This is a genomic window from Komagataeibacter saccharivorans, from assembly GCF_004348195.1.
Classification (GTDB): domain Bacteria; phylum Pseudomonadota; class Alphaproteobacteria; order Acetobacterales; family Acetobacteraceae; genus Komagataeibacter; species Komagataeibacter saccharivorans.
In genome coordinates, this window is sequence record NZ_CP036407.1 from 19,978 (window position 1) to 41,629 (window position 21,652).

A 21,652-nucleotide genomic window follows, 5' to 3' on the forward strand; every position below is an offset into this window, starting at 1 on the left:
CCGCCTGCTCTATGCCTTGTGCACGTCCCGTCCCCCTCGCTGCTCGGCGAGGGCGGTGACGGCGGCAACTATTTTCTCAGCAACGGATTTCCGCCACTGTTCCGGGTCGATGGCAATGCTGTTTGTTGCCGATGTAATATGTATCGCGCCTTCTTCCCTGCCCTGCACCGCTTCTATCCGCACGTTCTGGTTGTCACGCAGGATAGCCTGCAGGCGCTGCGCATCGGCAGGGCTGCACTGGACCGTGACCGGGCCGTCACATTCCTTAACAAAAGCCACCGCATCGACAATAAGGTCGCGCTGCATTCCGGCGAGAACCGAAGCATCCAGCGCGGTAAGGTTGCGCACGATGTCCACGACCGTCATGAGGTAGGATTTGGCAGCCCCCATCAGAACCTGACTGCGTCGGTCATTCTCTGCCCTGAAGGCTGTCGTCAGGCTTTCCAGACTGGCCGCATAATAGTCCTGCAGCGCCTTTTCCCTGTCCTGCGTTCCCTTCTCATACCCGGCGCGGAAGGCCGCTTCCCGCGCGGCGTCCGCTTCCTCATGGGTCATGGTGACAAGGTTGGGATCGGGAACAGGTTCCGCTACCGGTTCTTCAGGCTTGGGGGCAAGCGTGTCCGCCACGGTCATGGGGACAACGCCGAAATCCTCCAGATCAAGCACGTCGCGGATCGGCGTGCCCGGCTTGATGCGCGGTGCGTCCTCTGGGGTGGAAGTGGTATCCTGCGTGGAAGGGCCGGAAGAAGATGTCACGGGATGATCTCGTCATTGCCGCCGTTTTCGGCCAGGTCGATTTCACCGGCATTCGCCATGTTCTTGATGGTGGCGACGATCTCCGTCTGTGCGGCGTCTGCATCCTTGACGCGAACCGGACCAAGGGCCTCGATTTCTTCCAGAAGGATGTTCCCCGCACGTTTGGACATGCATTCGAGGAACATGTTCCTGACGGTCTCCGATGCACCCTTCAGGGCCAGTGGCAGCTTCTCCCGGTTGATTTCGTTGACGATCCGCAGGAGGGACACATGCGGCAGGCGCTTGATGTCCTCGAAGGTGAACATGAGCGCCTTCACCTTTTCCATGTCGTCATGGTTACGGTGGTCCATGGACGCCATGAGGCGTGTCTCGGTCTTGCGGTCGAAGTTATTGAAGACTTCGGCCAGCAGTTCGTAGCTGTTGCGTTTGGACGAACGGCCAAGGGAAGAGATGAATTCGGAACGCAGCGTTGCTTCCACACTGTCCAGCACTTCCCGCTGCACCGTTTCCATATGCAGGATGCGCATCATCACATCGGTCGCATAGTCTTCGGGCAGAAGCGCGAAAATACGCGCGGCATGCGCGGGCTGGAGGCGGCTCAGGATGACGGCGGCGGTCTGCGGATATTCGTTGCGCAGGTAGTTGGCCAGTACCGTTTCCTGCACATTGCCCAGCTTGTCCCACATCGTCCGGCCGGCCGGACCACGGATTTCGTCCATGATCTTTTCGACCTGCTCTTCAGGCAGGGCCTTGCGCAGCATTTCTTCCGTGGTCTCGTAAGTACCGACGAGCCCGTCCGAGGATTCAAAGTTCTTGGTGAACTCGTGGCAGACCGCTTCCACGATATCGGCCCGCACCAGCCCAAGCCCCGCCATGGTGACGGAAATATCGCGGATTTCATCTTCATGCAGCATTTTCAGGATGCGGGCGGATTTCTCCCGCCCGACAGCCAGCATGAGGATGGCGGCCTTCTGCTTTCCGTTAAGATGCGCGCCGACGGAAGGCTGGTTATTGGAATTGACCGGGGCCATCGGGGGCTCAGCCATGTCTATCCTCCCTTCGCCGGATCAGGCGTGGCCAGCCAGTTCCGTATGATAAGAACACTTTCTTCCGGGCTTGCTTCGATGCGGTCCGCGACCTTCGTAATCGCTTCCGCACGCATCTGCCCATCGACGCCTTCGATGCTGACCGTACCATCGGCATTCACGCCCGGAGAGGCCAGCGTACCAGCGGGGCCGCCACCGATACGGGCCGCAGCGCCACCCGGCCCACCGACAAGACCTTCATGCGCTTCGCCTTCGGCCAGGGCAAGGGCGCCCGCGCCACCGCGGCGCAGCATGGGCCGGACCGCGATATAGATCGCGCCGATCGCCAGAAGGATGGGAATGACCCATTCGGCGATATAGATAAGGGTGTCGCGGCTCCAGAGCGGGGTCGTTTCGCTCGGCAGTGCGCCCCCGCCTTCCGGCATGAAGGGCATGGAGACGACACTGACTTCGTCGCCCCGGTTCTTATCGTAACCGATCGCCGTTTTCGCCAGTGTTGTGATGCTGCCGAGCTTGGCGCTGTCAAACGGCTGCCAGACTTCCTTGCCGGACTTGTCCTTTACGACAGCGCCGTCAACCATGACGGCCAGGCTGATCCGCGCGATACGCGGGCGGGTCTGGCTTACGACGCGGACACGCTTGCCGATCTCGTAATTGTTGGTTTCCTCTTCCCGGTCGCCGGTCGAACCTGTCTTGTTATTGTCCTGGTTCGCATTGGGCAGGTTATTGGCGACCGAGGTATTCGGACTGGCTTCGGTATTGACGTTCTTGTCGGAGCTTGTCTGCTGGGAGCGCAGCACCTGCTGGTTGGGATCGTAGCTTTCATCCGTTTCACGGATTTCGTCCGTATCCATGCTGACGGCGGCGCGGGCACGCACATGCCCGACCCCGAGGGTGGGCGTCAGCATGTCTTCCACCGCCTGCGACAGGCGCTGCTCTTCGGAATGTCTCAGCTTTTCGAGCGTGGATTCCTGCCCCGCCGCGCTATCGGGATCGCCGGGCTTGGCCAGAACGTCACCACGGGTATCGACTATGGATATGCTCTGCGGGCGCAGGCCGGGAACCGCTGCCGCCACCAGGTTCTGGATGGCCTGGATCGCATCCGGCCCGATCCGTCCGGCCCGGCCGATATCAAGAACGACACTGGCCTGTGACGGGCTGGTCTGGGTCGAAAACAGGTCACGGTGCGGCAGGACCAGATGGACCCGCACATTGCGTACGCCATGAAGCAGCCGGATGGAGCGTTCAAGCTCACCTTCCATGGCGCGTGTTTCGTTGATTGTCTGTTCGAACTGGGTGCTGGTCAGCGTGCCGTTCTTGTCGAACAGTTCGTAACCGACGGCGCCCCCGCTGGGCAGCCCCTCCTTGGCCAGCAGAAGCCGTGCGCTCGCGACCTTGTCACGCGGAACATAGATGCTGGTGCCATCAGGGCTGGTTGTGGAGGAGATGTGGGCCTTGCTGAGTTCGTCAACCATTTCGGCCGCTTCAGTCAGGTCAACATCGCCATACAGCAGCGCCATGGACTGGGCGCCGCCACGGTAGACAAGGAACCCAAGCGTCGAGAGGAGCACTGCCGCAGCAACCCCCAGCGCCGCCAGCCGCGTGCGCCCAAGCCCCTTCAGGCTAGCCAATATATTCTGCATGTGGGGTAGCGCTACTTTATCACGACACTAGAAGGGGAAACCAAACAATCCTCCGGTGGGTTAACCATACGATACCCCTGAATCCTGCCTCATCACACCTGTCAGGACAGCCAGGGGACATTCACGCGTCATAATAACGATGCGCACGGCAGCAGGAAGGCCAAAAAGAACTGTTTGCGACAAAAAGCAAGCCGTTAAGGCCATTCTGGATTAACTATTTTTTAACTACACCCGCGCATACACCGGACTGTCGCCTTCTGGGCCGATATGACCGGACAATATCCCGCCTGATATCAGTATATTATGGCATGGTGGCAAACCGGATGCCGCCAGTCGTGTCCAGTACCGTTGGGCTGCAGCGGAAGGAGAACGCCCATGGTGCGGGAGGACAGGGAACAGCCATCCGCAGTCCGGATAGCGTTACTGTGGCATCGTGTGTACGACTGATACAAAAGGTTGCATAAAAGAGGCTGAAATTTATTGCATGGCTTGACATGAACGCCTACTTCACAGCATCAACACTCTGTGTGGCGTCTTATTTCTGGTCCTCTGGTATTATTGCAGGATGTGGCCGGAATTATGGCCGAATTTGGGTTAGCAAGCAGGCCTTGCCGTGAAGGATGGATGCACGGCAGGTTCTGGCAGGGAAAGTCCAAGGGAATTCAGTATGAACGACGGTGATAACGTGTTCGGCAAGGCCGCTGAGCCAACCCAGACCATACTGGCTCAGGGGCTGAACGTTGCCAATCTGGAATGCGAGACCGATACCCCGATTATCGTGGGTGGCTCCGTCCGGAATGCGCGCCTGCGTGCGCCGACTGTCGATGTGCTTGAATCCGGGATCGTTTCCGGCGAACTGACCGCTGATGAAATCATCATCCGCGGCCGCGTGGAAGATGCCGTCATCCGTGCAAAACGGTTCTATGCCAGCGCCACGGCGAAAGTCGCCAACTGCACCATCATCCTCGAAGGTCATACCGGTTGCGGTATTCACAAGGATGCCGACCTGACGGGCGAAATCAAGCTGGTGACAGCGGGTGTCGCACCGGCCAGGCCTGCCGGTAGTGAGCGCAAGGTGCAGGCAGAAGCAGCGCCTGCCGCACGCCCTGCCGTTTCCGGTACGTCTGTCGTGGGTCCTGCTGACAAGGCTGCCGACAATACGGAAGAAGCGCCTGCATCCCCGGTTGATACGGGCACGGCATCTTCATCCTCGCTCCCTGACTGGGACAATGTGGACGAAGCCCTGCGCTCCGCCGCGACGGCTGATGGTCATGTGGTTCTGGTCGATCCCGTCAAGGACGCGGAATAACCACCATAAGCCAGAGGAAACGGGCGGCATGGACTGATGCCAGCGGGCAAGTGCTCTGCTGGTGAGCCATGTGACTATCCATTCCTCGGGATATGACGGCGGGATACTGCCTGTTGCGATCATCTGAAAACCGCATGTGGACTAGGTTGTAAATGCTGATACCCCGTCTGTCATTCGGGAAACTTGTACATATTTCATCAAGCCTCATGACGCTTCTGCTGGCGATGAATATGCACTCGCTTGCCGGACATCTTAAGGATGATGGTGCGCAGAAATCCGGCCAGCCCATGATGAATCAGGCTCAGGCAGCCGATGGGGCCGAAGCCGAGGCACCCCCGGCGACCCCGGTGGCGGCTGAGACGCCAAGAATTACAACACCCCAGCACGCCCGTACCAAGGATGACCGGAACGCGCTGGAAGGATGGGTTTCCCTTCTCCAGCCCGATGGAACGGGAGGCGAAGGAACCCCGCCAGCACCAGCCGCCGCCGATCCGGCACTGACCAAACCGGCGGGCGTATCAGGCGACTGTTCGCAGGGAATTTCCTGCACCAGCATAAAATCTGATTCAGCCAGCCTTGCCAGCGACACCGACCCGGATGTCAGCAAGGCCGAGGCCGATCTGGTCAAGGATATTCTGGCGCGCCGATCCGACGTGGACAATGAAGAAAAGGATCTCAGCGAACAGAAGCATGTATTGAATGCGGCCCAGACCGCACTCGATGAGAAAATGCATGATCTGGACGCCTCCATGGCCATTCTGGCCCAGAAGCAGGCGGCGCACCGGGAAGCCATGCTGGCCGATACGGACAGGCTGGTAAAGATATATGAAGATATGCCGCCCAAGGAAGCTGCGGCAGTTTTCAATATTATGGATATCCATGTCCTGGTTGCGATTGCAAACCAGATGAACCCGCGCAAGATATCGGCCATCATGGGATCAATGACCCCTGAGCGCGTAAACCTTGTATCGCAGTTTCTGGCGGGCGTTCGCAGTTTCCGACCTGTCCATGCATCGGCTGTAAGTGATGACAGACCAGCATCACAGGGGATGGAAGTGGGCGCGCTGACTTCGTATTCTGCCACAACGCAGCGGGTACCGGCGCAGGGGCCGCTGAAGCCGTCCAGGCAGTAGTGAAAGGGTAAACAGGTCCCTATGGACCATGTAACCAGACTGTTTTCGTTCCAGACCTGTATTTACGCTTTGCAGTAAAATGTCTGGAAAGATCGTTGCGACAGGGCCAATAAAATGGAAAACGACCTGACACGGGAAACAGGCAGGGTAACGTTTCATATCCATTCACGTATTCAGCCCTTTGAGTAAAATATGATGGCTCAGAAGCCAGAAATTTCCGTAGTAATATGTACTTTCAATCGTCCCGAAGGGCTGAAGCGCGTTGTTGAATGCTGCATACAGCAGATAACAACCGATGATTTATGCTGCGAAATCATTGTTTCGGATAACAGCCCATCCGGCTACGCTGAAAATATCGTACAGTCCCTGAATAGACACGGCGTTTGTGTTTTATGGGTTCCATCGTCTCCCGCAAATATTGCAGTAGCACGGAATAAGGGGATTGCTGCTTCATCGGCTGAGGTCGTCGTGTTCCTTGATGATGATATGACCATCGAGGATAAATGGCTGCGGTCCATGTATGAGATATTACAGAGGACTTCCGCAGATTGCGCCATTTCCTCCCTTATTCCGGTATCAGAGGGTAAAAAGGCGGTCACGGGCATGAGTGCCGCCTTCTTTTCCCGACTTCTGGATATGCCTGATGGCACCCCAGTCAGTCCGGGTGAGAAACCCGACATGCCATCGGTAACGGTTGCAACAAGCGGTTCCATCTGGCGACGCGCTTCATGCTTTACCGATCCCCTGCCCTTCGATCCAAAGTTTGGAAAGACGGGGGGAGAAGACTGTGACCTGTTTTTAAGGCTGGAGAACCGTCGGAAAAAAATCGTATGGTGCGGTTCCGCCATCGCATATGAATGGGTTCCCGCCAGCCGGATGGGCTTTCGCTACCTGCTCATGCGGGCATTCGGCGGTGGTCAGGTATTTGTCGCGGTTTCCGTGCAGAATGCCGATCGTCCACTTTTGCTATCCTTGAAATGGATGGGTATTGGTCTTGTGCAGTGTCTTGGCGGCGGCCTTCTGCTGGGAGGTGTCGCGATCCTGGGTATCGTCAATCCACGCCGGTTCAGAACCCTTTTAGCCTCCCTTGCCTTCAAGGAGGCAGCGGCTTTTGGCAAGATGACCTGGTTCTGTAAATTTCCCACTTACAGGGTGGAAAACGGGCGCAGGAAATAGCCACTTCCTGCATAATGGGGCTGCCTTTCACCACGCCATAAGCCGGAAAGTTATGACGCTTGGCATAAGCCACGAATTTTCATAGGTTTATCAGAGCGGATAAGGGTGATTATCCATCATTTCCTGTGGATATCTGAGCCAGATATTGGCCGCCCCAACTGAATAATGGAGATGATTGATTGGAACCAGTATCAACGCGGCCCAGTCAGTCTGCCAGCCCTGATCGTTCTTCCATCGGGTGGGGGATTGTAGGCACCGGGACGATTGCCCGGTGCTTTGCCGAAGACCTTGAATATGTAGCAGGCGCGCATCTTGCCGGTGTGTCTTCGCGCGTATTGGAACGGGCGGCACAGTTCGTTGCCCGGCATGGTGGCACGGCCCATGAAAGCCATGAAGCCCTGCTCGGGGATGAAACGGTTGATGCAGTCTATATTGCGTCACCCAATACGTCCCATTTCGCCATTGCCTTCGCCGCCATCGCGGCGAAGAAGAGCGTTCTTGTAGAAAAACCCCTTGTCGCCACGGCAGAGGAAGCCGAACGTTTGCGTGCTTTCGCGGCGGAACAGAACGTCTTCCTTATGGAAGGGTTATGGACACGGTTCCTGCCTGCCATCGGTTTCGTCAAAAATGCCCTACAGTCCGCAACGATCGGCGAAATCCGTCGCGTAAAGGGTGAACTGGCCTTCCGGCATCCTTATGCCCCGGATAACCGTTTTTTCGATCCGGCCCAAGGTGGAGGCAGCCTGCTTGATCTGGGGATATATCTTATCTCCCTGTCCCAATTCTTCCTTGGAGAGCCGGATGCCGTTCGGGGGGAATGGTACAGTGCCCCCAGCGGTGTGGATATGGGTGCCCGTATGGAACTGACATTTGGCAGGATTCCGGCATCGTTGAACTGTGCATTCGATTATACAGGCGGCAATCTGTTTATTATCGAAGGCAGTCGCCGCACGCTATTCCTCCAGTCCCCCTTTATTGGCGCCCGGCAGGTTCTGGAAGCCGGTCCGGTCATGGCCAGGGTGATCGAAACTTTATGCCGCAATTCCATCCTTTCGCGTATTTTTAGCAAAATATCACGCAAAATACCTGTTCCCGACATACGACGCCACGCTTTTGGCTTTCCCGGATATGGCCTTCAGTTTGAAATTGAGGCCGCCACAAGGGCCATTAGGGACGGGAAAACCGAAGTCTCCACCGCGCCCCTGTCGGAAAGCATCCAGACGCTCCGGATTATTGAGAAAATCCGCACGTTGCCGCCCGGATGCTAGAATCCTGCCAGGCGCCTGACGGGTGCAGGGCGATCAGTTATCCCGCTCGGCCCGCGTCTTCTCGGCGGGCGAGATGGTTTCCATTGAGGAATACGGCTTTCCCCGCGCATCTGTTCCATAAATGTCGGTAAAGTCGCGACTGAAGCTTTCACGGACTTCGTATTGCGGCCGCCCTGCGGCGTCCAGACCGTCCGTATAGGTCATGCGGCCCAGGGAAGTGGAAAATTCCTGATACGTCCGTCCCGTATCCGGTTTTACACCCGAAAGGACAGTTTCATGGCCAAAATGATAGACATCAAAATGCGCACCGGTTGCGGGATCGTCGCAGGTCTGGAAACTGCGGGGCCCCAGACACCTCGCATGGCCGGTACGCGGTAACAATACCATCATCCCTGCCGTCAACCCGACCAGACAGCCATAGGCCATTTTCCGCATATCAGTTTCCTCTGATGGCGCAGCGACACCTACAGGTATTGTTTTAAAACCTGCCATTGGGGGGCGGTCCTGCCATGATCGACTTCCAGTCCATACGGATAGGTCGGCCCCAGATCCCTGCCAGTTCCCCAGTAATACAGCGGCAGGTTATTGGCGCGGCAAAAGCTGATCGTGGTTTCCAGCGCAGCCAGCCATTCCGTATCCCCTTCTGCACCTGCCCTGTCCTGACGTCCGGCTCCGCACTCGCCGATATTGCCGCCAAGTCCATGTGTCCGCAGCCATTCCACAAAGGGCCGGATACGTTCCACGCCGACATTTGTGGTCAGGGGGCTACCGGATACCAGATCCCCCGCCGCCACTTCCTCGTCCCAGTAATAATGACTGCCCGAATTATCCCGATCCAGATAGCAGTGAGCGGAAAATACCAGTTTCCGTGCGGGGTCATGCAGCAGGTGCAGGGACGGATTATTGACCGGCCATGCCTGCGCGCTGGAATGACCGTAACCTTCCACCCAGATCTGTCTTTTATCCCCTGTTTTCCGGATTGCGGTTATGGCGGCCTGCGCTGCGGCCTGCCATGCGCCGCTTTGCGCCGCCACGGACGGCCCCGGCAGGTTGGACGGTTCGCCCATAAGGTCCCAGCCGGTGATATTGGAAAGATTGCCGAAGCGATGCGCGAACTTTCCCCAGAAATCCGCGAACAGTTCTGCCGTGAGGTGCCCGTCCCCAAAACAGAGATCCTGTCCCTGATATCTGTAATGCCCATAATTATGGCACGGATCACAGGTAATGCTGATTTTCAGAAGGCGGCATTGTTCGATCACGGATCGATAGATCCGGCAGTACTCATCGTCCAGATCGCCACCGGGAACAGGCTGGAAGTGCTCCCATAACCCCGGCAGGCGTATATGCCGCACACCCTGTGCCGCATAGTAATGCAGCATCTCGGCCGTCGGGATCCCCGGTGGCGTATCCTCAAGGCCGGAACAGTTGATACCGCAGATGAAGGAAGAAGCAGTTGTACCGCTGGCGCGTGCCCGCTGCCTTCCCACCAGGGCTGCAAAAGCGGTCCCGACCCCTCCAGCCAGAATATGCCGGCGTGAGAAAACCATGTTCATCCTTCTTTCATCGGGAATGTTTTCAGCGCTTGTCCGGACTGTCCCACAGCAGGGAACGTGACTTCAAGGGGCCAGCCATCGCGCATCATCTGTCCCCTGGGTCAACACCGCGTCTGCCATGTGCAGTTTCCGGCCGTATCGCAGATACGCTTCGGCGCGCACATCTCCCGCCCCGCTGGCGGATAAGGGGGGGCTGGAAGCGATCCTGTATCCAGTGGTGCTACGGGCGGCAGTTCCATGGGTTCGGGGGGAACAACGTCATAGGTATGATCGCATAGAGGGACATGTTTGCACGGGCCATTGGTGCAGTTCCATACCCACTGGCACTGCTGCTCATCCGCATGAACGGGCGCACTCCAGCCCAGTACGCCCATGGCCACCAGTAATACCGTGGCGATATGAATGCTGCTTTGGAAAAGGCGGCCTGTCAGCCGATGCATTTTCTATAACCCGTTTGTGGCGGAATTCCTGCCATAACCGCTCCGCTCCAGTTTTCCTCAACCGCAACAGCGGCGGTATTATAATGCCTATTATGGGGCAGATAGGGCACATACCCCTTGTCCATGCAATCTCAATTTGACCTGCGATAACAGGCCGCATAAGAAAATTCCCTTATTCACGAATATCAGGGAATATCCGGGGAATGACCCCATGCCCTTACCGTGTGCCGTAAACGGTACGGCCCTTTTTCCCCGCATATATTTACAGGCAGAAAATTCCGCACCTCATGCCGCTTTTCCGTAGATACGATAAACCATGCGTTTCCTGATTTCCTTCCTTGAACAGGGCATGGGCGCCCTGCTGACCTTTGCCGTCAACATATGGATGGCACGCGATGGGCGGCCGGAATCCTATGGTGTGTACGCATTCTGGCTGGCCGTTGCGTGGATGGCGGGCACTGCGCAATCAACGCTGGTGACATCCCATCTCATGAGCCTGCCCCATGTCGCCCCGGAACAGCGCAGGGAACCCGAACAGTTTTTCCTGACCATACAGATGCTGTTCATCGCGGGATTGGCGCTCCTGACTGCCCTTATCTCGCAGGGCATGGTCTATACGGGCAATATTTTCAGCGCGAACGGGGCGGTACTGTTCATCCCCGGCTTCCTGCTGTTCCAGTATGCCAGAGCCCTGGCTTTTTCGCGGCAGAAGACCGCGACCGCCGCCTGTCTTACGGGGTGCGCCCTTGCCCTTTCCATCGGCATGATCTGGCTGTGCCATGCCAGCGGGCATGTGCCGTCCTCCAACGACGGACTGCTTATTTCCGGTCTGGCTTATGGGGGCAGTGCGCTGGCTTTCGTCATCGGCCTGATGAAAGCGCATTGCCTGCCGCTGGGATGGCGGGCAATGAAGCCCTATACCCATTATCTGCACAGTTCGGGATGGATCCTGCTGGGGGCGGGATCATCGGAACTGACCAATCGCCTGTTCAGTTTTGCAACGGCCTGGCATTACGGGGCAGCAGGACTGGCCGTACTGACGGCAACCCAGATAACCATCCGGCCCGCATGGATGCTCAGCGCGGCGTGGACATCCACCGCCCTGCCCCGTCTGGCCCATATGTGGGCGGAGAACCGGCATCGGCAGTTCTGGAAATTCCTGCTGGCGGGCACGCTGCTCCCGCTGGGCGGCAGTCTGGTATGGAGCGGCCTTGTCCTTGTGAACTGGGATTTCATAAGGAAAATCCTGTATCACGGACGCTATGCCGATACGGCTGGGCTGATCCTGATGTGGGGGGGAAATGTCCTGCTGGGCAGCATTCTCAGTGCATGGAGTTGTGTGCTGCTGGCGACAAAGCGATTCAGGACGCTGGCATGGACGGACCTGGCCGGGGCGCTGACCACATGCATCGCCATGGCGGTCGTGATTGAGTTCCTGCCCTATCCCTTTGTTATCGCGGGCACCATGGCCGGACAGGCCATGCAGGCTCTCGTGCTTGGCGTTGTTCTGTATGGTATGATCCGGGCGACAGGGCGGAGCCGATCCACCGCCCCATGACTGCCGGGTGGGTATCGCCCCTATGATCGTGCGGGGGTCACCGGGGGTTCGGGAATGAAGTCCAGCGAACCCAGCCCCAGCTTGCCAAGCGCCTTGCAGATCTGCAGGTAATCGGCCGGTTTCCTGCGCAGCAGCCAGAGACTGCCGTATACGGCCATCTGCGCAAGGGCCACACCATAGATACCCAGACGGGTTGCCGCCCGATGCTGGCTGATTTCCATCCTGACCATGGCCGAATGGCGTGAACTACGCTGCATGCGTTTGCACATGTAGGAAAATGTCATGCGGGACGCTTCGTTAAACTCCCGCACCCGCGCATCGGCACACCATACGAACCGTCGCCCCTGCTGCGCCAGACCAAGCAGCAGAAGGGTATCCTCCCCACCGCAACGGCCGAATTCCTCATCAAACGGGGTCTTGCCCCCCAGGCAGGTGGCGCGGCGCATCATCGAATTGCCGGTTCCCAATCCCCGCGCCTGCGGGGGAAACCAGCGCAGGGGATGGATTTCCGCATCCTGCGGCATGTGGAAATCCGTGGTGTAAGAGCGGCCGGCGGGATCCCATTCAGGGGCTGCTCCCCCTGCGAAAACCGGATATTTGGGTCCAAACCCCGCATCGGCCCCGGTTCTGTTAAGACAGCCAAGATGGGCCTGCAGCCAGTCTGGATCGGGCGCTTCATCATCATCCACGAATGCGATGAAACTACCCCTTGCCGCCGCAATGCCGCAGTTGCGGGCATGGGCGATGTTGCGTTCGCCCGCCGGGATATGGCGCAGGGCAACCGGGCTGTCGGCCTGCAGGCGGGAGACGACGGCAGTAGCCAGACGCCGGGGATGGTTATCCGCCACCACAATTTCCCACGTCGCATCCACCGGCATGCCGGTCTGGGCCATGCAGGCTTTCAGGGTGCGTTCAAGCAGGCCCATGCGATCATAACAGGCGACAACAATACTCACCGTCACCGGGCCTTGTTGCGTAGCAACTGCCGAGGAATTATGCACAGATGCTGTCCTTGTTCTGGCCGAATAACCGGGCCGCAGCAAAGCACATTTTTTCAGGCCGTTACAGTAGGGAGATGCGCGATGGCAGCCGGGACGGACGCCCTTGTGGATAACGGCATTCACAGCACGGACTGGGTCAGCCGCCTTTCTTCCGTGATTCTTTTCTCCATGCTGCTCTATTCAGTGGTGGGTATCCCGGACTTCAACCGTACCGCTGCCGTCGCGGCCAGCACGGATCATGTCAGCCCCGTCAACCGGTTCATATGGCTGGGTCTGCTCAGCCTGTCGCTGCCGCTTATCCGGGCGCGATGGCAGGCCGTGCTGCAACTGGTCCGGTCATCGTGGCTGCTGATCGGCCTGTTCCTCTATTTTACATGCAGCACGACATGGGCGCTTGACCCAACGGCTTCGTCCCGCCGCATCATGTTCGCATGGATCGAAATCATTCTGGCGGTCACATTGACCTGCACGATCCCGGACAGGAAAACCCTGCTACGATTCATATTCATTTCCTGTCTTGTCGCGGGCGTCGCCGATCTTGTCGTGTGGATCATCATGCCCGGCTATGCCATGACCAGCGAAGGTCTGGCAGGCATTCAGGACCAGAAGAACCAGACGGGGCTGATCATGATGTACGGGCTGCTGGCGGGCGGCCCGCTGCTGCTCTATCGCCCGCCCAAGCGTGAACGGTACCGGATACTGGCGGGCATGGCGCTGCTGTTTTTCCTGCTGCTGGCCAGCCGTTCCAAGACATGCCTGTCCATCATCATCCTCATGCCCCCGCTGGTCTGGCTTTTTTACCGGCTGACGCACAGCCGCCTGTCGCTGTCCGTTGCGGTCATCATTTCCCTGCTGGCCATCCTGACCTGCATCGTATTTGGCTATTTCCTGTGGTGCGAGGACACGAATGCCGCCCCTTTCGCCCCGTTCCAGAAAATGACATTCACCAGCCGTACGGACCTGTGGTCTTTCATGCTGGAGGAAATCCAGAAGCGGCCATGGCTTGGTGCGGGTTTCTATTCATTCTGGTCCATTGACCCGTCGGTCCAGCCCAGTCTCAAGACATCCATGTGGTTTGGTAGCGAAGCCCATATCAACGAAGCCCATGACGGCTATCTGGATCTGATGGCGAGTGGGGGCGCGGTGGGATTTGCAATCGGCATCGCTGTTCTTGTACGCACGCTGACACTGGCCATCGAAGCCCTGGCCCGCACCGGACCACCGGACGCGGCTGCGCCCACGCGTCTGAGCAACCCGCAGGCCTGCTTCCATCTGGCCTTCCTGCTGGCCCTGTGCATTCACAATTTTACGGAATCAAACCTGTTCAGCAATAACGGCCTGCTGGCGGTCGCTCTCTATTTCTCGATTTTCGATCTGGAATACTGGAAAAGGAGCAGCAGGCCGCCCGCACCATCCTATCGCCGGATGTAGGGATGCCCCCGGCATTCAGGGTTTATCGCGAAAGGGCATGCCCCAGCCGGGGCGCACCTGACATTTCCCCAGCACCCAGCGATAGATTTCCATGGTCTGCGCCGCCTTGCGGGACCACGTAAAGAACGTATTGGCCCGTTTGCGTCCATTTTCCGCTAACGGGGCAAGCTGCTCCGGCCGTGCCGCGATCTGTTCCAGCACCGTCCGCAGTTCCGCAATAAATTCCGCCCGTTCCCTCAACGGCACCAGAAAGGCACAGTTGGAGGAAGCCAGTTCCGCGGGGCCGCCATAATCAGCTATGACCGGGACCGTCCCCATGGCCATGGCTTCCAGCACCACGGCCCCGCCAAATTCATGGATGGACGGAAAGGTCAGGATATCGGCGCCGGCAAGGTAATCCGCGATGGAATTATGGCTTACTTCCCCGGTGAAACGTACCTTATCCGCGATACCCAGTTGGGTAATGCGTTCGCATAGGGGCTCTTTTTCCGGTCCGACCCCGATAATCGTCAGCACCATGCGCCCCTGCTGGATCAGGGGGGCTGCCGCCTCTATCAACATGGTGCATCCCTTATAGGGCACCAGACGACCGATATAGAGGGCACGCAAAGGCCGGTCCGCATAATCCTGCGCCGTCCGGTCCCGCGCGCCAAGGAACCGTTCCGGATCGAACCCGTTTTCCGGGATATAGAAGGTCTTGGCCTTCCATTTTTCCGGAATTTCCCGAAAGGCGCTGATCCCGCCGGTGATAATGGCGGACGCGGCATTGCGGGTCGCCCGGTATCCGGGGATCGCCTTGAACATGAAGCGGAAGCGCGAAAGCCATTCCCCTTCCTGCCGTTTCAGGTCGGGAAACTGTTCCGGCCAGGGCAGCCCGCCATTGATTGGGCCCAGAACGAAAGGAACCCCGACTTCCCTGCACCATCTGGCAAAGGGGCTGGGCACGGCAGGGCTGACCGGCGTGATCCGGTGGACCAGATCAAACTGCTTTCGTTTCAGGGCCTTGCGAAAACGCCGCCAGGCGATCCATTCAAACAGCAGGTAGGAGGGAATGGTCAGCGCGGTCAGGATCGCCCATCCCTTGTTCGTCCCGCTGATCCGGTTGACCAGACGTACCATCGGCTCGAACACGAATTCCGTGTCGATCGCCGTGTAATCGCGCCCTTCCCGAAGACCGGCCCGGTTCAGGGCCTCCCTGTTGCGTACGCGCGTAATCAGATGCACGTCCGCCAGGCGGGACAGGGCCTCATAATGCGACCAGCCGACAAGGGGGACGCTATACCAGTCTGGATTGCAGGATTCCGCCAGTATCAGCACGCGCAGACGGTTGGTTCCGTCTTCTGCCCCATCTTGCGATATCGCCGTCACCATCGCCTCCCTTACCAGAACTGTCCTGAACCAAGGTTGTAGTTCAGTGTCCGGTTGAAGGGGATGGCCTTGTTGAGATACTGGTCGATAAAGATGTCAAACGATCCGATTTCTGTCTTGGGAACGTACACGATATCCCCCGGACGCAGCGCCACGTTATCCTGACTGTCTGCCGTATCAAGATAGGTGCGCAGGTTGACGACCCGCATCATCGGCCGTCCATCGGCCCGCCGCCGGATCAGGATCGTACCATTCAGTCTGGTCGTATCGATCGCGCCACCCGCCGTAATGACGGCCTGCATGACATTGGTTGGCCCCATCATGGGATAAATGCCCTGCTTCTTCACTTCGCCGCCCACATAGATCTGCGCCGCGTCATAGGCATGGATCAGCACATCGGGGGATGGTTCGCGCAGATAGGCGGTGTAGCGTTCGGTAAGATCCCTGCGCAGATCTTCCACGGTTTTTCCCGCAGCCATCACAGTACCCACCAGCGGGGCCGAAACGCTGCCATCCGGGGCTATGGGAAGATTGGTTTCATTCAACTCGGGGTTGAGGATGAAGCGTAATCCTATACTATCACCCGCAGCAAGGTGATAGGGTATGATGTCATCCGACCATGGCACGAAATTCCGGGCTGCCTGCGGCCTGGGCTTGAGATGCTGCACGCAGCCGCCAACAAAAATCACGCTTGCAAGCACCAGGAACCAGGGAAAGAAGCGCATAGTTTCCAGACAGTTCCGATTGCACAATTCGCTTTGAATCTCTAGTAAACTTTTTTGCAGTCTCACGCAACCGTGGGGCTGAATGGGCAGGATCAGATACGCAGTTCCAGATTGTAACATATCGCAGGGGTTGGTTGTGATACATACTTTGTTTTCCGTACCATACGCAGCCGCCTGAAACCGGCACTCGGTAATATTTTTTATCAATCGACTGTAACTGGCTGACTGAATGACTGAACCCGCAAAGCCTTTTCTTATTGCAAGGTCAGCTTCCTACCATAAATGGAGCATCAGAGATATTCTGACCTCCTTTTTCTATTATCGTAATGTTGTTATAATAGCTTTTGCCGTCCCCTGCGTTCTTGGTTTCCTTGCCAGCCTTACCGCCCGCCCGACCTTTACCGCGCATGCGCGCCTTCTGGTACTGTACGGCAACGAATATGTCTTCCATCCTACCGACCAGCAGAGTGGCAGCAGCATCGTGCTGGATCGTGACCAGATCATGCAGGGTGAGCTGGGCATCCTGAACAGCCCCACCCTGGCGCAGGAAGCGGTCAACGACATAGGACGGCAGACCCTTTATCCCGGCATGAGCAGCTACAGCCCCGAAGCCCGCCAGAATGCCGTCGCGCGTTTCAGCCGTGACCTGCGTATTACCGTGGTGCCGCAGTCCAACCTGATCGAGATTTCCCTGCGCAATCTCAACCGTAACGTTGCCCGCCGCGCGCTGGAAATTTTCGTTCAGGATTACATCCGTTACCGGACCGAAGTGTTCAACCGCCGGACCACGGATGCACCCGTCACGCTGCATCAGCAGATGGTGTCCGCGTTTCATGACGCCGAAAAACGTCTGGTGTCCTTTGAACTGGAACACAATATCAGCGACCTGCCGCAGCAATATTCCATCCTGTTGCGGCGTGTCAGCGATCTGGAAGACGAAAAGACCGGCATTACCAGTGAAATCGATAATCTGGATGCCCAGATTGCGGCCCTTGAGCATGCCCTGAACGTGCTACCCAGAGTTGTGGAACTCTATGCCGAAACCGATCAGAGCAACCGGGCAAAAATGCTGACCGACCGTCTGGCCCAGCTATCCATCCAGAAGGCCGATGTAGGCGGGCGTTACAAGGATAATTTCCCGATCCTTCAGGACATCAACAAGCAGATTTCGGATATTGAAAAAAATCTGCGCCAGATCCCCAATCGTGAAAAACAGGTCAGCCGGCAGGGTGAGAATTCGGTCTATAACGAACTCTACCAGCAGAATGTCCTGCTGCATTCACGCGCGGCCGGGCTTCGTGCCAAGCAGGCGACCATCACACAGGCGGCCGATCAGTTGCATGCGCGGATTCATGAACTGATTTCCCTTTCCGCCCAGTATCATAGCCTCCAGACCGAACGGGACATCCTGGGCGCCAGCTATCAGGCCATTACCCAGAATGCCGAAGAAGCGCGGCTGACATCGGTCGCCAACCAGCAGGCCAGCGCCAATATCAGGGTCGTACAGCCCCCTGACACCCCGCAGCATGGGACAAGCCTGCGCCTGCCACTTCTGGTTCTGGGCCTGTTTGCCGGTATCGTGGTGGGGGCCGCCGTTCTGGCCCTGCGTGTGGCCACGCAGAAGATATTCGTTACGGTCCGCGATGTGGAAAGCATGCTGGGCCTGCCTGTTCTGGCGGCGGTAACCGATAAAAATCCGCCCCTGCGCCCGCAGAAAACCTTCTCATTCTCATTGTGGAAAAGATCATCCTGATGGCAGCCGCCCAGACGCTTGCGACTGTAGCCCAGATGTTGCAAAGCCGCTTTCTGACCGAACAGGATGCTACCCGTCTGTTCTACCTGCTGCCCCACCAGCAGGAGAAGGCCTTCACCATCCAGTTTCTGGCACCGGACCCCGGCGCAGGCACATCCAGCATCACGCGGGATTTTGCCGTTGTCGCCAGCGAGAAGCTGGGACTGAACATCCTGCTCCTTTCCACCAGCGAGACGATCGGCCCCGCCGCCACGGCGGCACAGAACCGCTATGTCCTGCCGCTACAGGCCGAACAGGGCGCGGAACTGACCTTCGGTGGCAGTCTGGCCGCTTTCCGCGTCCAGCAGGTTCCCCTATGGGTTGTCATGCCCAACGAACATGTTGGCGCACAGATACACCAGCGCGACTGGATCAGTTTCATAAAGACCCAGGAAGATGATTTCGACCTGATCCTGATAGATTCACCGGCCGCAAGCGCATCCCATATGGGAGCCGGGCTTTCCGCCAATGTCGATGCCAATATCATTGTCATCGAGGCGGAAATGACGGATTACAACAAAACAAAATATCTCATTAACAGAATTGAGGAAATGAAAGGTTATATACTTGGAACTGTATTGAACAGGCGCCATTTTTATGTGCCAAATTACATTTACAAGCATATATAACCATTTGTTATCTAAACCGGAAAATGAGCATGAGATTTATTACAGACTTCGGGGACGAAGCCACCATCATTCCCCTGTTTGTTGTTACCATCGTCCTGTTCATCGTCATGGGCCGGACACGTAACGCCGTCATCTGGGGTAGTGGCATATTCCTGACGTTCTGCTGCATTGTACTGAGCAAGATGCTCGGCCTGCTCTGGGGGCAGTTTTATGGCTATGATGGCCGCCCCTTCAGCGCCAGCGGTCATGTGGCCTCCAGTGCCGCCGTATATGGCAGCCTGATAAACATGGTCATTCAGCCCCGGTTTCATTCCTGGCTTCTGGCGGCACTTCCCCCGCTGCTGGTTGCGTGCCTCATTGGCTATACGCGTCTGGTCCTTCACGCCCATACCCCCATGGAAGTGCTGGCGGGAACAGGGATCGGCACAACTGCGGCCGTACTGATTGCCCGGACACTCCCGCCTTCCCCCAGCTACCTGATGCACTGGTGCGCTTTTGCCCTTATCCCGGTCGTCCTGTTCTTCCATGGTTACGTGATGGAAGCCGAGCCGGTATTGAAGGGTGTATTTTACACTTCATACAATTTTTTCGACCAGAATATAGGGTGGTAGATAACCATTTTTTACAATTGAAATATATTACAGCTCTGTAAATCATGGTTTATGGATTTTTTTCATCGTCTATGTTAAATTTATATTTCCATTAACTGAATTAACGAATTTTATCTCTACAGACATGACGAAAGTCCTGCACCGTATATGAGAAAAGACCTGTCTGGCCGCCCGTCCTCCCCTGAGATTTTTGGACTGCACTTTTCTTCTCTTTCAGAAAGTGAAATTGCGACACTGGTGGGGACGACCTGCCGTTCGCAGCAGGAAGGCGTTGGCCTGATTATTACGCCCAATATCCAGCATATCAGCATGATGGCGCATAACCGGCTTCTGGCACAGGCATGTCAGAATGCCGCGATCCTGACATGCGACGGTTTCCCGCTGTTCTACTACGCCCGGATGCGTGGCCAGCCGGTCAGCGGGCGTGTAACGGGACGTGGGATTGTAGCTGATCTCATGGCCCGGCCTGACCTGTTACGTCACCACCGCATCTTCATGGTGGTCGATAGTGACAGAACCGTCGCCGCCGCACGGAAATGGGCGCGCGCGCATGGGCTGGAAGGCAACATGGCCTACGCCGTGCCACCTTACGGTTTCGAAAATCAGGCGGCATATGGGACTGAACTTGCCACCAGTATCCGCGCGCATGGAACGACCCTGCTTTTCATGGCGGTTGGCGCGCCCCGTAGCGAGATTTTTGTCGATCAGCATCGGGATGCCCTGCCGCCCTGCTGGGCGCTATGTATCGGTCAGGCGCTGCTTGTTGCGCTGGATCTCCTTCCCGAACCGCCCCGAGTGATACAGAAACTCAATCTGGAATGGCTGTGGCGGATCATACTTGAACCCCGGCGGCTTCTGGCACGATACATCTCTTCAGCATGCGGTTTCATGATTGCCGTTTTCAAGGATATGCGACAAGGTGACTGAGGCACCTCCCCCCCATACCGGCGATCTGTCAGGCAACGCCGCGCGATCCCGTACCGGACGAAAAGCAAAAGTGGACTCCACCCTTCTGCCGGAAATCCTTCAGTTTCCTTCTCATTTCCAGAAGGAAGAAATCCTGCTGAAGGACCTGTCCAGAACACGGCTGCCCTATACCTGCCAGCGTGTTCTGGTGCTGGGCGGAAAGCCGGATGGGGAAAGGATCGTACGCAAACTGCTGGAAGAGCCGGACCGTTATGATGTGCTGGGCATATTCGACGATCGCTGGCGGCGTCTGCAGGGGCTGCATCACAGCGTGCCCGTTCTGGGCAATATTGATGATATGATCACTTTCTGCCGGAATGATCTGCCCGATATCATCATTGTCGCCACTTTCGATGCCGGACGTGAGCGGTTACGTACAATGATCCGCAAGATTATCGTGCTTCCGGTCAATATCTATCTCGCCATGGACAGTCAGCAGGCTGACTCTCCCGACGAAGCGAAACAGGATGACGGCAATATAGTCCTGCTGCCCCTTAGCCGGGTGCCGCTGGAAGGCCGCAACCTTGCCTTCAAATGGGTCGAAGACAAGATATTTGCCTTCCTGTTCATTACCCTTCTGTCCCCTGTCATGCTGGGTATTGCCCTGCTCATTAAAATTGACAGTAAGGGGCCGGTATTTTTCATACAGAACCGTTACGGGTTCAATAACAAGGTTATTAAAGTATTCAAATTCCGTACCATGCACGTTTCCGGTACGGATTTTTCCGGGGCGCAACGGACCGTGCGCAATGATCCACGCGTTACGCGGGTGGGCCGGTATCTACGTAACTTCAGTCTGGATGAACTGCCCCAGTTTTTTAATGTCCTGTTTGGAAACATGTCCATTGTAGGCCCCCGCGCCCATGCCATGGCCATGCGGGTTAATGATGAACTCTATGAAAAGGTCATCGACTGTTATTCCGCACGACACAAGGTAAAACCCGGCATAACGGGACTTGCCCAGATCATGGGATACAGGGGAGAAATAAAAACGAAGGAATCAGCGAAGAAGCGTATAGATTACGACCTGTATTATATTACGCACTGGTCCCTATGGCTTGATATCAAGATAATTTTCAAAAGTATGTATATCGTTCTGTTTAAACGGGATAATGCGTTTTAAATCGTATATCCCGAACAGACGGTCCATGCGCATCTTTCTCCTGTCTATGGAATAACTCCATCACACATGGCCGGAACCCGGACCCGTCGGCGTGACTGTCACCCCATTATGACAAACCATGAAA

General features: G+C 57.0%; 20 protein-coding genes. 11 read left to right on the forward strand and 9 right to left on the reverse strand.

Annotation, left to right across the window (positions count from 1 at the left end):
• Positions 1-9 precede the first annotated feature (9 nt).
• From KSAC_RS16165 to fliF, 3 genes are read right to left on the reverse strand one after another with little or no spacing between them, the layout of a single operon-like run.
• Positions 10-756: a FliH/SctL family protein gene (locus KSAC_RS16165; RefSeq protein WP_132306829.1), complete on the reverse strand. Its 747-nt coding sequence runs from the start codon at positions 754-756 to the stop codon at positions 10-12.
• Positions 753-1,802 (reverse strand): flagellar motor switch protein FliG, encoded by a 1,050-nt coding sequence (gene fliG / locus KSAC_RS16170; protein WP_132306831.1) that lies wholly within the window; start codon positions 1,800-1,802, stop codon positions 753-755. The genes KSAC_RS16165 and fliG overlap by 4 nt, the downstream gene beginning before the upstream one ends.
• 2 nt (positions 1,803-1,804) lie before the next feature.
• Positions 1,805-3,433 carry a flagellar basal-body MS-ring/collar protein FliF gene (fliF, locus tag KSAC_RS16175; protein WP_408884766.1) on the reverse strand — a complete coding sequence of 543 codons (1,629 nt, stop codon included), beginning with the start codon at positions 3,431-3,433 and terminating at the stop codon, positions 1,805-1,807.
• Between the two features lie 679 nt (positions 3,434-4,112).
• Between fliF and KSAC_RS16180 the strand changes: the two genes are divergently transcribed.
• From KSAC_RS16180 to KSAC_RS16195, 4 genes are all read left to right on the forward strand, one after another.
• Positions 4,113-4,754, forward strand: a complete 642-nt coding sequence (locus tag KSAC_RS16180) for a bactofilin family protein (RefSeq protein ID WP_132306835.1) — start codon at positions 4,113-4,115, stop codon at positions 4,752-4,754.
• A 206-nt stretch (positions 4,755-4,960) separates the two neighbouring features.
• Complete coding sequence (locus KSAC_RS16185; RefSeq protein WP_165927387.1) at positions 4,961-5,887, forward strand: MotE family protein; 927 nt, start codon at positions 4,961-4,963, stop codon at positions 5,885-5,887.
• 192 nt (positions 5,888-6,079) lie between these two features.
• Positions 6,080-7,063 (forward strand): glycosyltransferase family 2 protein, encoded by a 984-nt coding sequence (locus KSAC_RS16190; protein WP_132306839.1) that lies wholly within the window; start codon positions 6,080-6,082, stop codon positions 7,061-7,063.
• Positions 7,064-7,242: 179 nt separating this feature from the next.
• Positions 7,243-8,331, forward strand: a complete 1,089-nt coding sequence (locus KSAC_RS16195) for a Gfo/Idh/MocA family protein (protein ID WP_132306841.1) — start codon at positions 7,243-7,245, stop codon at positions 8,329-8,331.
• A 33-nt stretch (positions 8,332-8,364) separates the two neighbouring features.
• On the opposite strand, the gene KSAC_RS16200 is transcribed toward KSAC_RS16195, so the two are convergent.
• From KSAC_RS16200 to KSAC_RS16210, 3 genes are all read right to left on the reverse strand, one after another.
• Positions 8,365-8,766, reverse strand: a complete 402-nt coding sequence (locus KSAC_RS16200; protein WP_132306843.1) for a hypothetical protein — start codon at positions 8,764-8,766, stop codon at positions 8,365-8,367.
• A gap of 29 nt (positions 8,767-8,795) precedes the next feature.
• Positions 8,796-9,878, reverse strand: coding sequence for a glycoside hydrolase family 5 protein (locus KSAC_RS16205; RefSeq protein ID WP_165927388.1), 1,083 nt, complete (start codon positions 9,876-9,878; stop codon positions 8,796-8,798).
• 107 nt (positions 9,879-9,985) lie between these two features.
• Positions 9,986-10,324 carry a hypothetical protein gene (locus tag KSAC_RS16210; protein WP_132306847.1) on the reverse strand — a complete coding sequence of 113 codons (339 nt, stop codon included), beginning with the start codon at positions 10,322-10,324 and terminating at the stop codon, positions 9,986-9,988.
• Positions 10,325-10,640: 316 nt separating this feature from the next.
• Here KSAC_RS16210 and KSAC_RS16215 point away from each other — a divergent pair, with 316 nt between their 5' ends.
• Entirely contained in the window at positions 10,641-11,882 is a 1,242-nt protein-coding gene (locus KSAC_RS16215; protein WP_132306849.1) for a lipopolysaccharide biosynthesis protein, read from the forward strand.
• Between the two features lie 20 nt (positions 11,883-11,902).
• Here KSAC_RS16215 and KSAC_RS16220 read toward each other — a convergent pair whose 3' ends face one another.
• Positions 11,903-12,838 (reverse strand): glycosyltransferase family 2 protein, encoded by a 936-nt coding sequence (locus KSAC_RS16220; protein ID WP_132306851.1) that lies wholly within the window; start codon positions 12,836-12,838, stop codon positions 11,903-11,905.
• 126 nt (positions 12,839-12,964) lie between these two features.
• Between KSAC_RS16220 and KSAC_RS16225 the strand changes: the two genes are divergently transcribed.
• Positions 12,965-14,314, forward strand: coding sequence for an O-antigen ligase family protein (locus KSAC_RS16225; protein WP_165927389.1), 1,350 nt, complete (start codon positions 12,965-12,967; stop codon positions 14,312-14,314).
• Between the two features lie 15 nt (positions 14,315-14,329).
• Here the strand turns inward: KSAC_RS16225 and KSAC_RS16230 are convergent, their stop codons facing one another.
• Together KSAC_RS16230 and KSAC_RS16235 are read right to left on the reverse strand one after the other, a co-directional pair.
• Complete coding sequence (locus KSAC_RS16230) at positions 14,330-15,685, reverse strand: glycosyltransferase family 4 protein (protein WP_132306855.1); 1,356 nt, start codon at positions 15,683-15,685, stop codon at positions 14,330-14,332.
• Positions 15,686-15,693: 8 nt separating this feature from the next.
• A complete protein-coding gene (locus tag KSAC_RS16235; RefSeq protein WP_165927390.1) occupies positions 15,694-16,407 on the reverse strand; it encodes a polysaccharide biosynthesis/export family protein in 714 nt (237 codons plus the stop codon).
• Between the two features lie 229 nt (positions 16,408-16,636).
• Between KSAC_RS16235 and KSAC_RS16240 the strand changes: the two genes are divergently transcribed.
• The 5 genes from KSAC_RS16240 to KSAC_RS16260 all read left to right on the forward strand — a co-directional run bounded on the left by KSAC_RS16240 (position 16,637) and on the right by KSAC_RS16260 (position 21,528).
• Complete coding sequence (locus KSAC_RS16240; protein WP_132306859.1) at positions 16,637-18,160, forward strand: GumC family protein; 1,524 nt, start codon at positions 16,637-16,639, stop codon at positions 18,158-18,160.
• On the forward strand, positions 18,160-18,828 hold the full coding sequence (locus KSAC_RS16245; protein ID WP_132306861.1) for a P-loop NTPase family protein: 669 nt from the start codon (positions 18,160-18,162) through the stop codon (positions 18,826-18,828). Before KSAC_RS16240 ends, KSAC_RS16245 begins: the two co-directional genes overlap by 1 nt.
• 29 nt (positions 18,829-18,857) lie before the next feature.
• A complete protein-coding gene (locus tag KSAC_RS16250; protein WP_165927391.1) occupies positions 18,858-19,439 on the forward strand; it encodes a phosphatase PAP2 family protein in 582 nt (193 codons plus the stop codon).
• 147 nt (positions 19,440-19,586) lie between these two features.
• The gene (locus tag KSAC_RS16255) at positions 19,587-20,366 is read left to right on the forward strand and encodes a WecB/TagA/CpsF family glycosyltransferase (protein ID WP_132306865.1); all 780 of its coding nucleotides are present in this window, start codon (positions 19,587-19,589) and stop codon (positions 20,364-20,366) included.
• Positions 20,359-21,528, forward strand: a complete 1,170-nt coding sequence (locus tag KSAC_RS16260) for an exopolysaccharide biosynthesis polyprenyl glycosylphosphotransferase (RefSeq protein ID WP_165927392.1) — start codon at positions 20,359-20,361, stop codon at positions 21,526-21,528. Before KSAC_RS16255 ends, KSAC_RS16260 begins: the two co-directional genes overlap by 8 nt.
• Positions 21,529-21,652: the final 124 nt, after the last annotated feature.

What these genes read in the sequence shown, in the direction of transcription:
- KSAC_RS16185 (WP_165927387.1), top strand. Translation starts at nt 4,961, where the DNA reads ATGACGCTTCTGCTGGCGATGAATATGCACTCGCTTGCCGGACATCTT.
- KSAC_RS16215 (WP_132306849.1), top strand. Translation starts at nt 10,641, where the DNA reads ATGCGTTTCCTGATTTCCTTCCTTGAACAGGGCATGGGCGCCCTGCTG.
- KSAC_RS16180 (WP_132306835.1), top strand. Translation starts at nt 4,113, where the DNA reads ATGAACGACGGTGATAACGTGTTCGGCAAGGCCGCTGAGCCAACCCAG.
- KSAC_RS16255 (WP_132306865.1), top strand. Translation starts at nt 19,587, where the DNA reads ATGAGAAAAGACCTGTCTGGCCGCCCGTCCTCCCCTGAGATTTTTGGA.
- KSAC_RS16210 (WP_132306847.1), bottom strand. Translation starts at nt 10,324, where the DNA reads ATGCATCGGCTGACAGGCCGCCTTTTCCAAAGCAGCATTCATATCGCC.
- KSAC_RS16190 (WP_132306839.1), top strand. Translation starts at nt 6,080, where the DNA reads ATGATGGCTCAGAAGCCAGAAATTTCCGTAGTAATATGTACTTTCAAT.
- KSAC_RS16250 (WP_165927391.1), top strand. Translation starts at nt 18,858, where the DNA reads ATGAGATTTATTACAGACTTCGGGGACGAAGCCACCATCATTCCCCTG.
- KSAC_RS16200 (WP_132306843.1), bottom strand. Translation starts at nt 8,766, where the DNA reads ATGCGGAAAATGGCCTATGGCTGTCTGGTCGGGTTGACGGCAGGGATG.
- KSAC_RS16230 (WP_132306855.1), bottom strand. Translation starts at nt 15,685, where the DNA reads ATGGTGACGGCGATATCGCAAGATGGGGCAGAAGACGGAACCAACCGT.
- fliG (WP_132306831.1), bottom strand. Translation starts at nt 1,802, where the DNA reads ATGGCTGAGCCCCCGATGGCCCCGGTCAATTCCAATAACCAGCCTTCC.
- KSAC_RS16205 (WP_165927388.1), bottom strand. Translation starts at nt 9,878, where the DNA reads ATGGTTTTCTCACGCCGGCATATTCTGGCTGGAGGGGTCGGGACCGCT.
- KSAC_RS16245 (WP_132306861.1), top strand. Translation starts at nt 18,160, where the DNA reads ATGGCAGCCGCCCAGACGCTTGCGACTGTAGCCCAGATGTTGCAAAGC.
- KSAC_RS16235 (WP_165927390.1), bottom strand. Translation starts at nt 16,407, where the DNA reads ATGCGCTTCTTTCCCTGGTTCCTGGTGCTTGCAAGCGTGATTTTTGTT.
- KSAC_RS16225 (WP_165927389.1), top strand. Translation starts at nt 12,965, where the DNA reads ATGGCAGCCGGGACGGACGCCCTTGTGGATAACGGCATTCACAGCACG.
- KSAC_RS16240 (WP_132306859.1), top strand. Translation starts at nt 16,637, where the DNA reads ATGACTGAACCCGCAAAGCCTTTTCTTATTGCAAGGTCAGCTTCCTAC.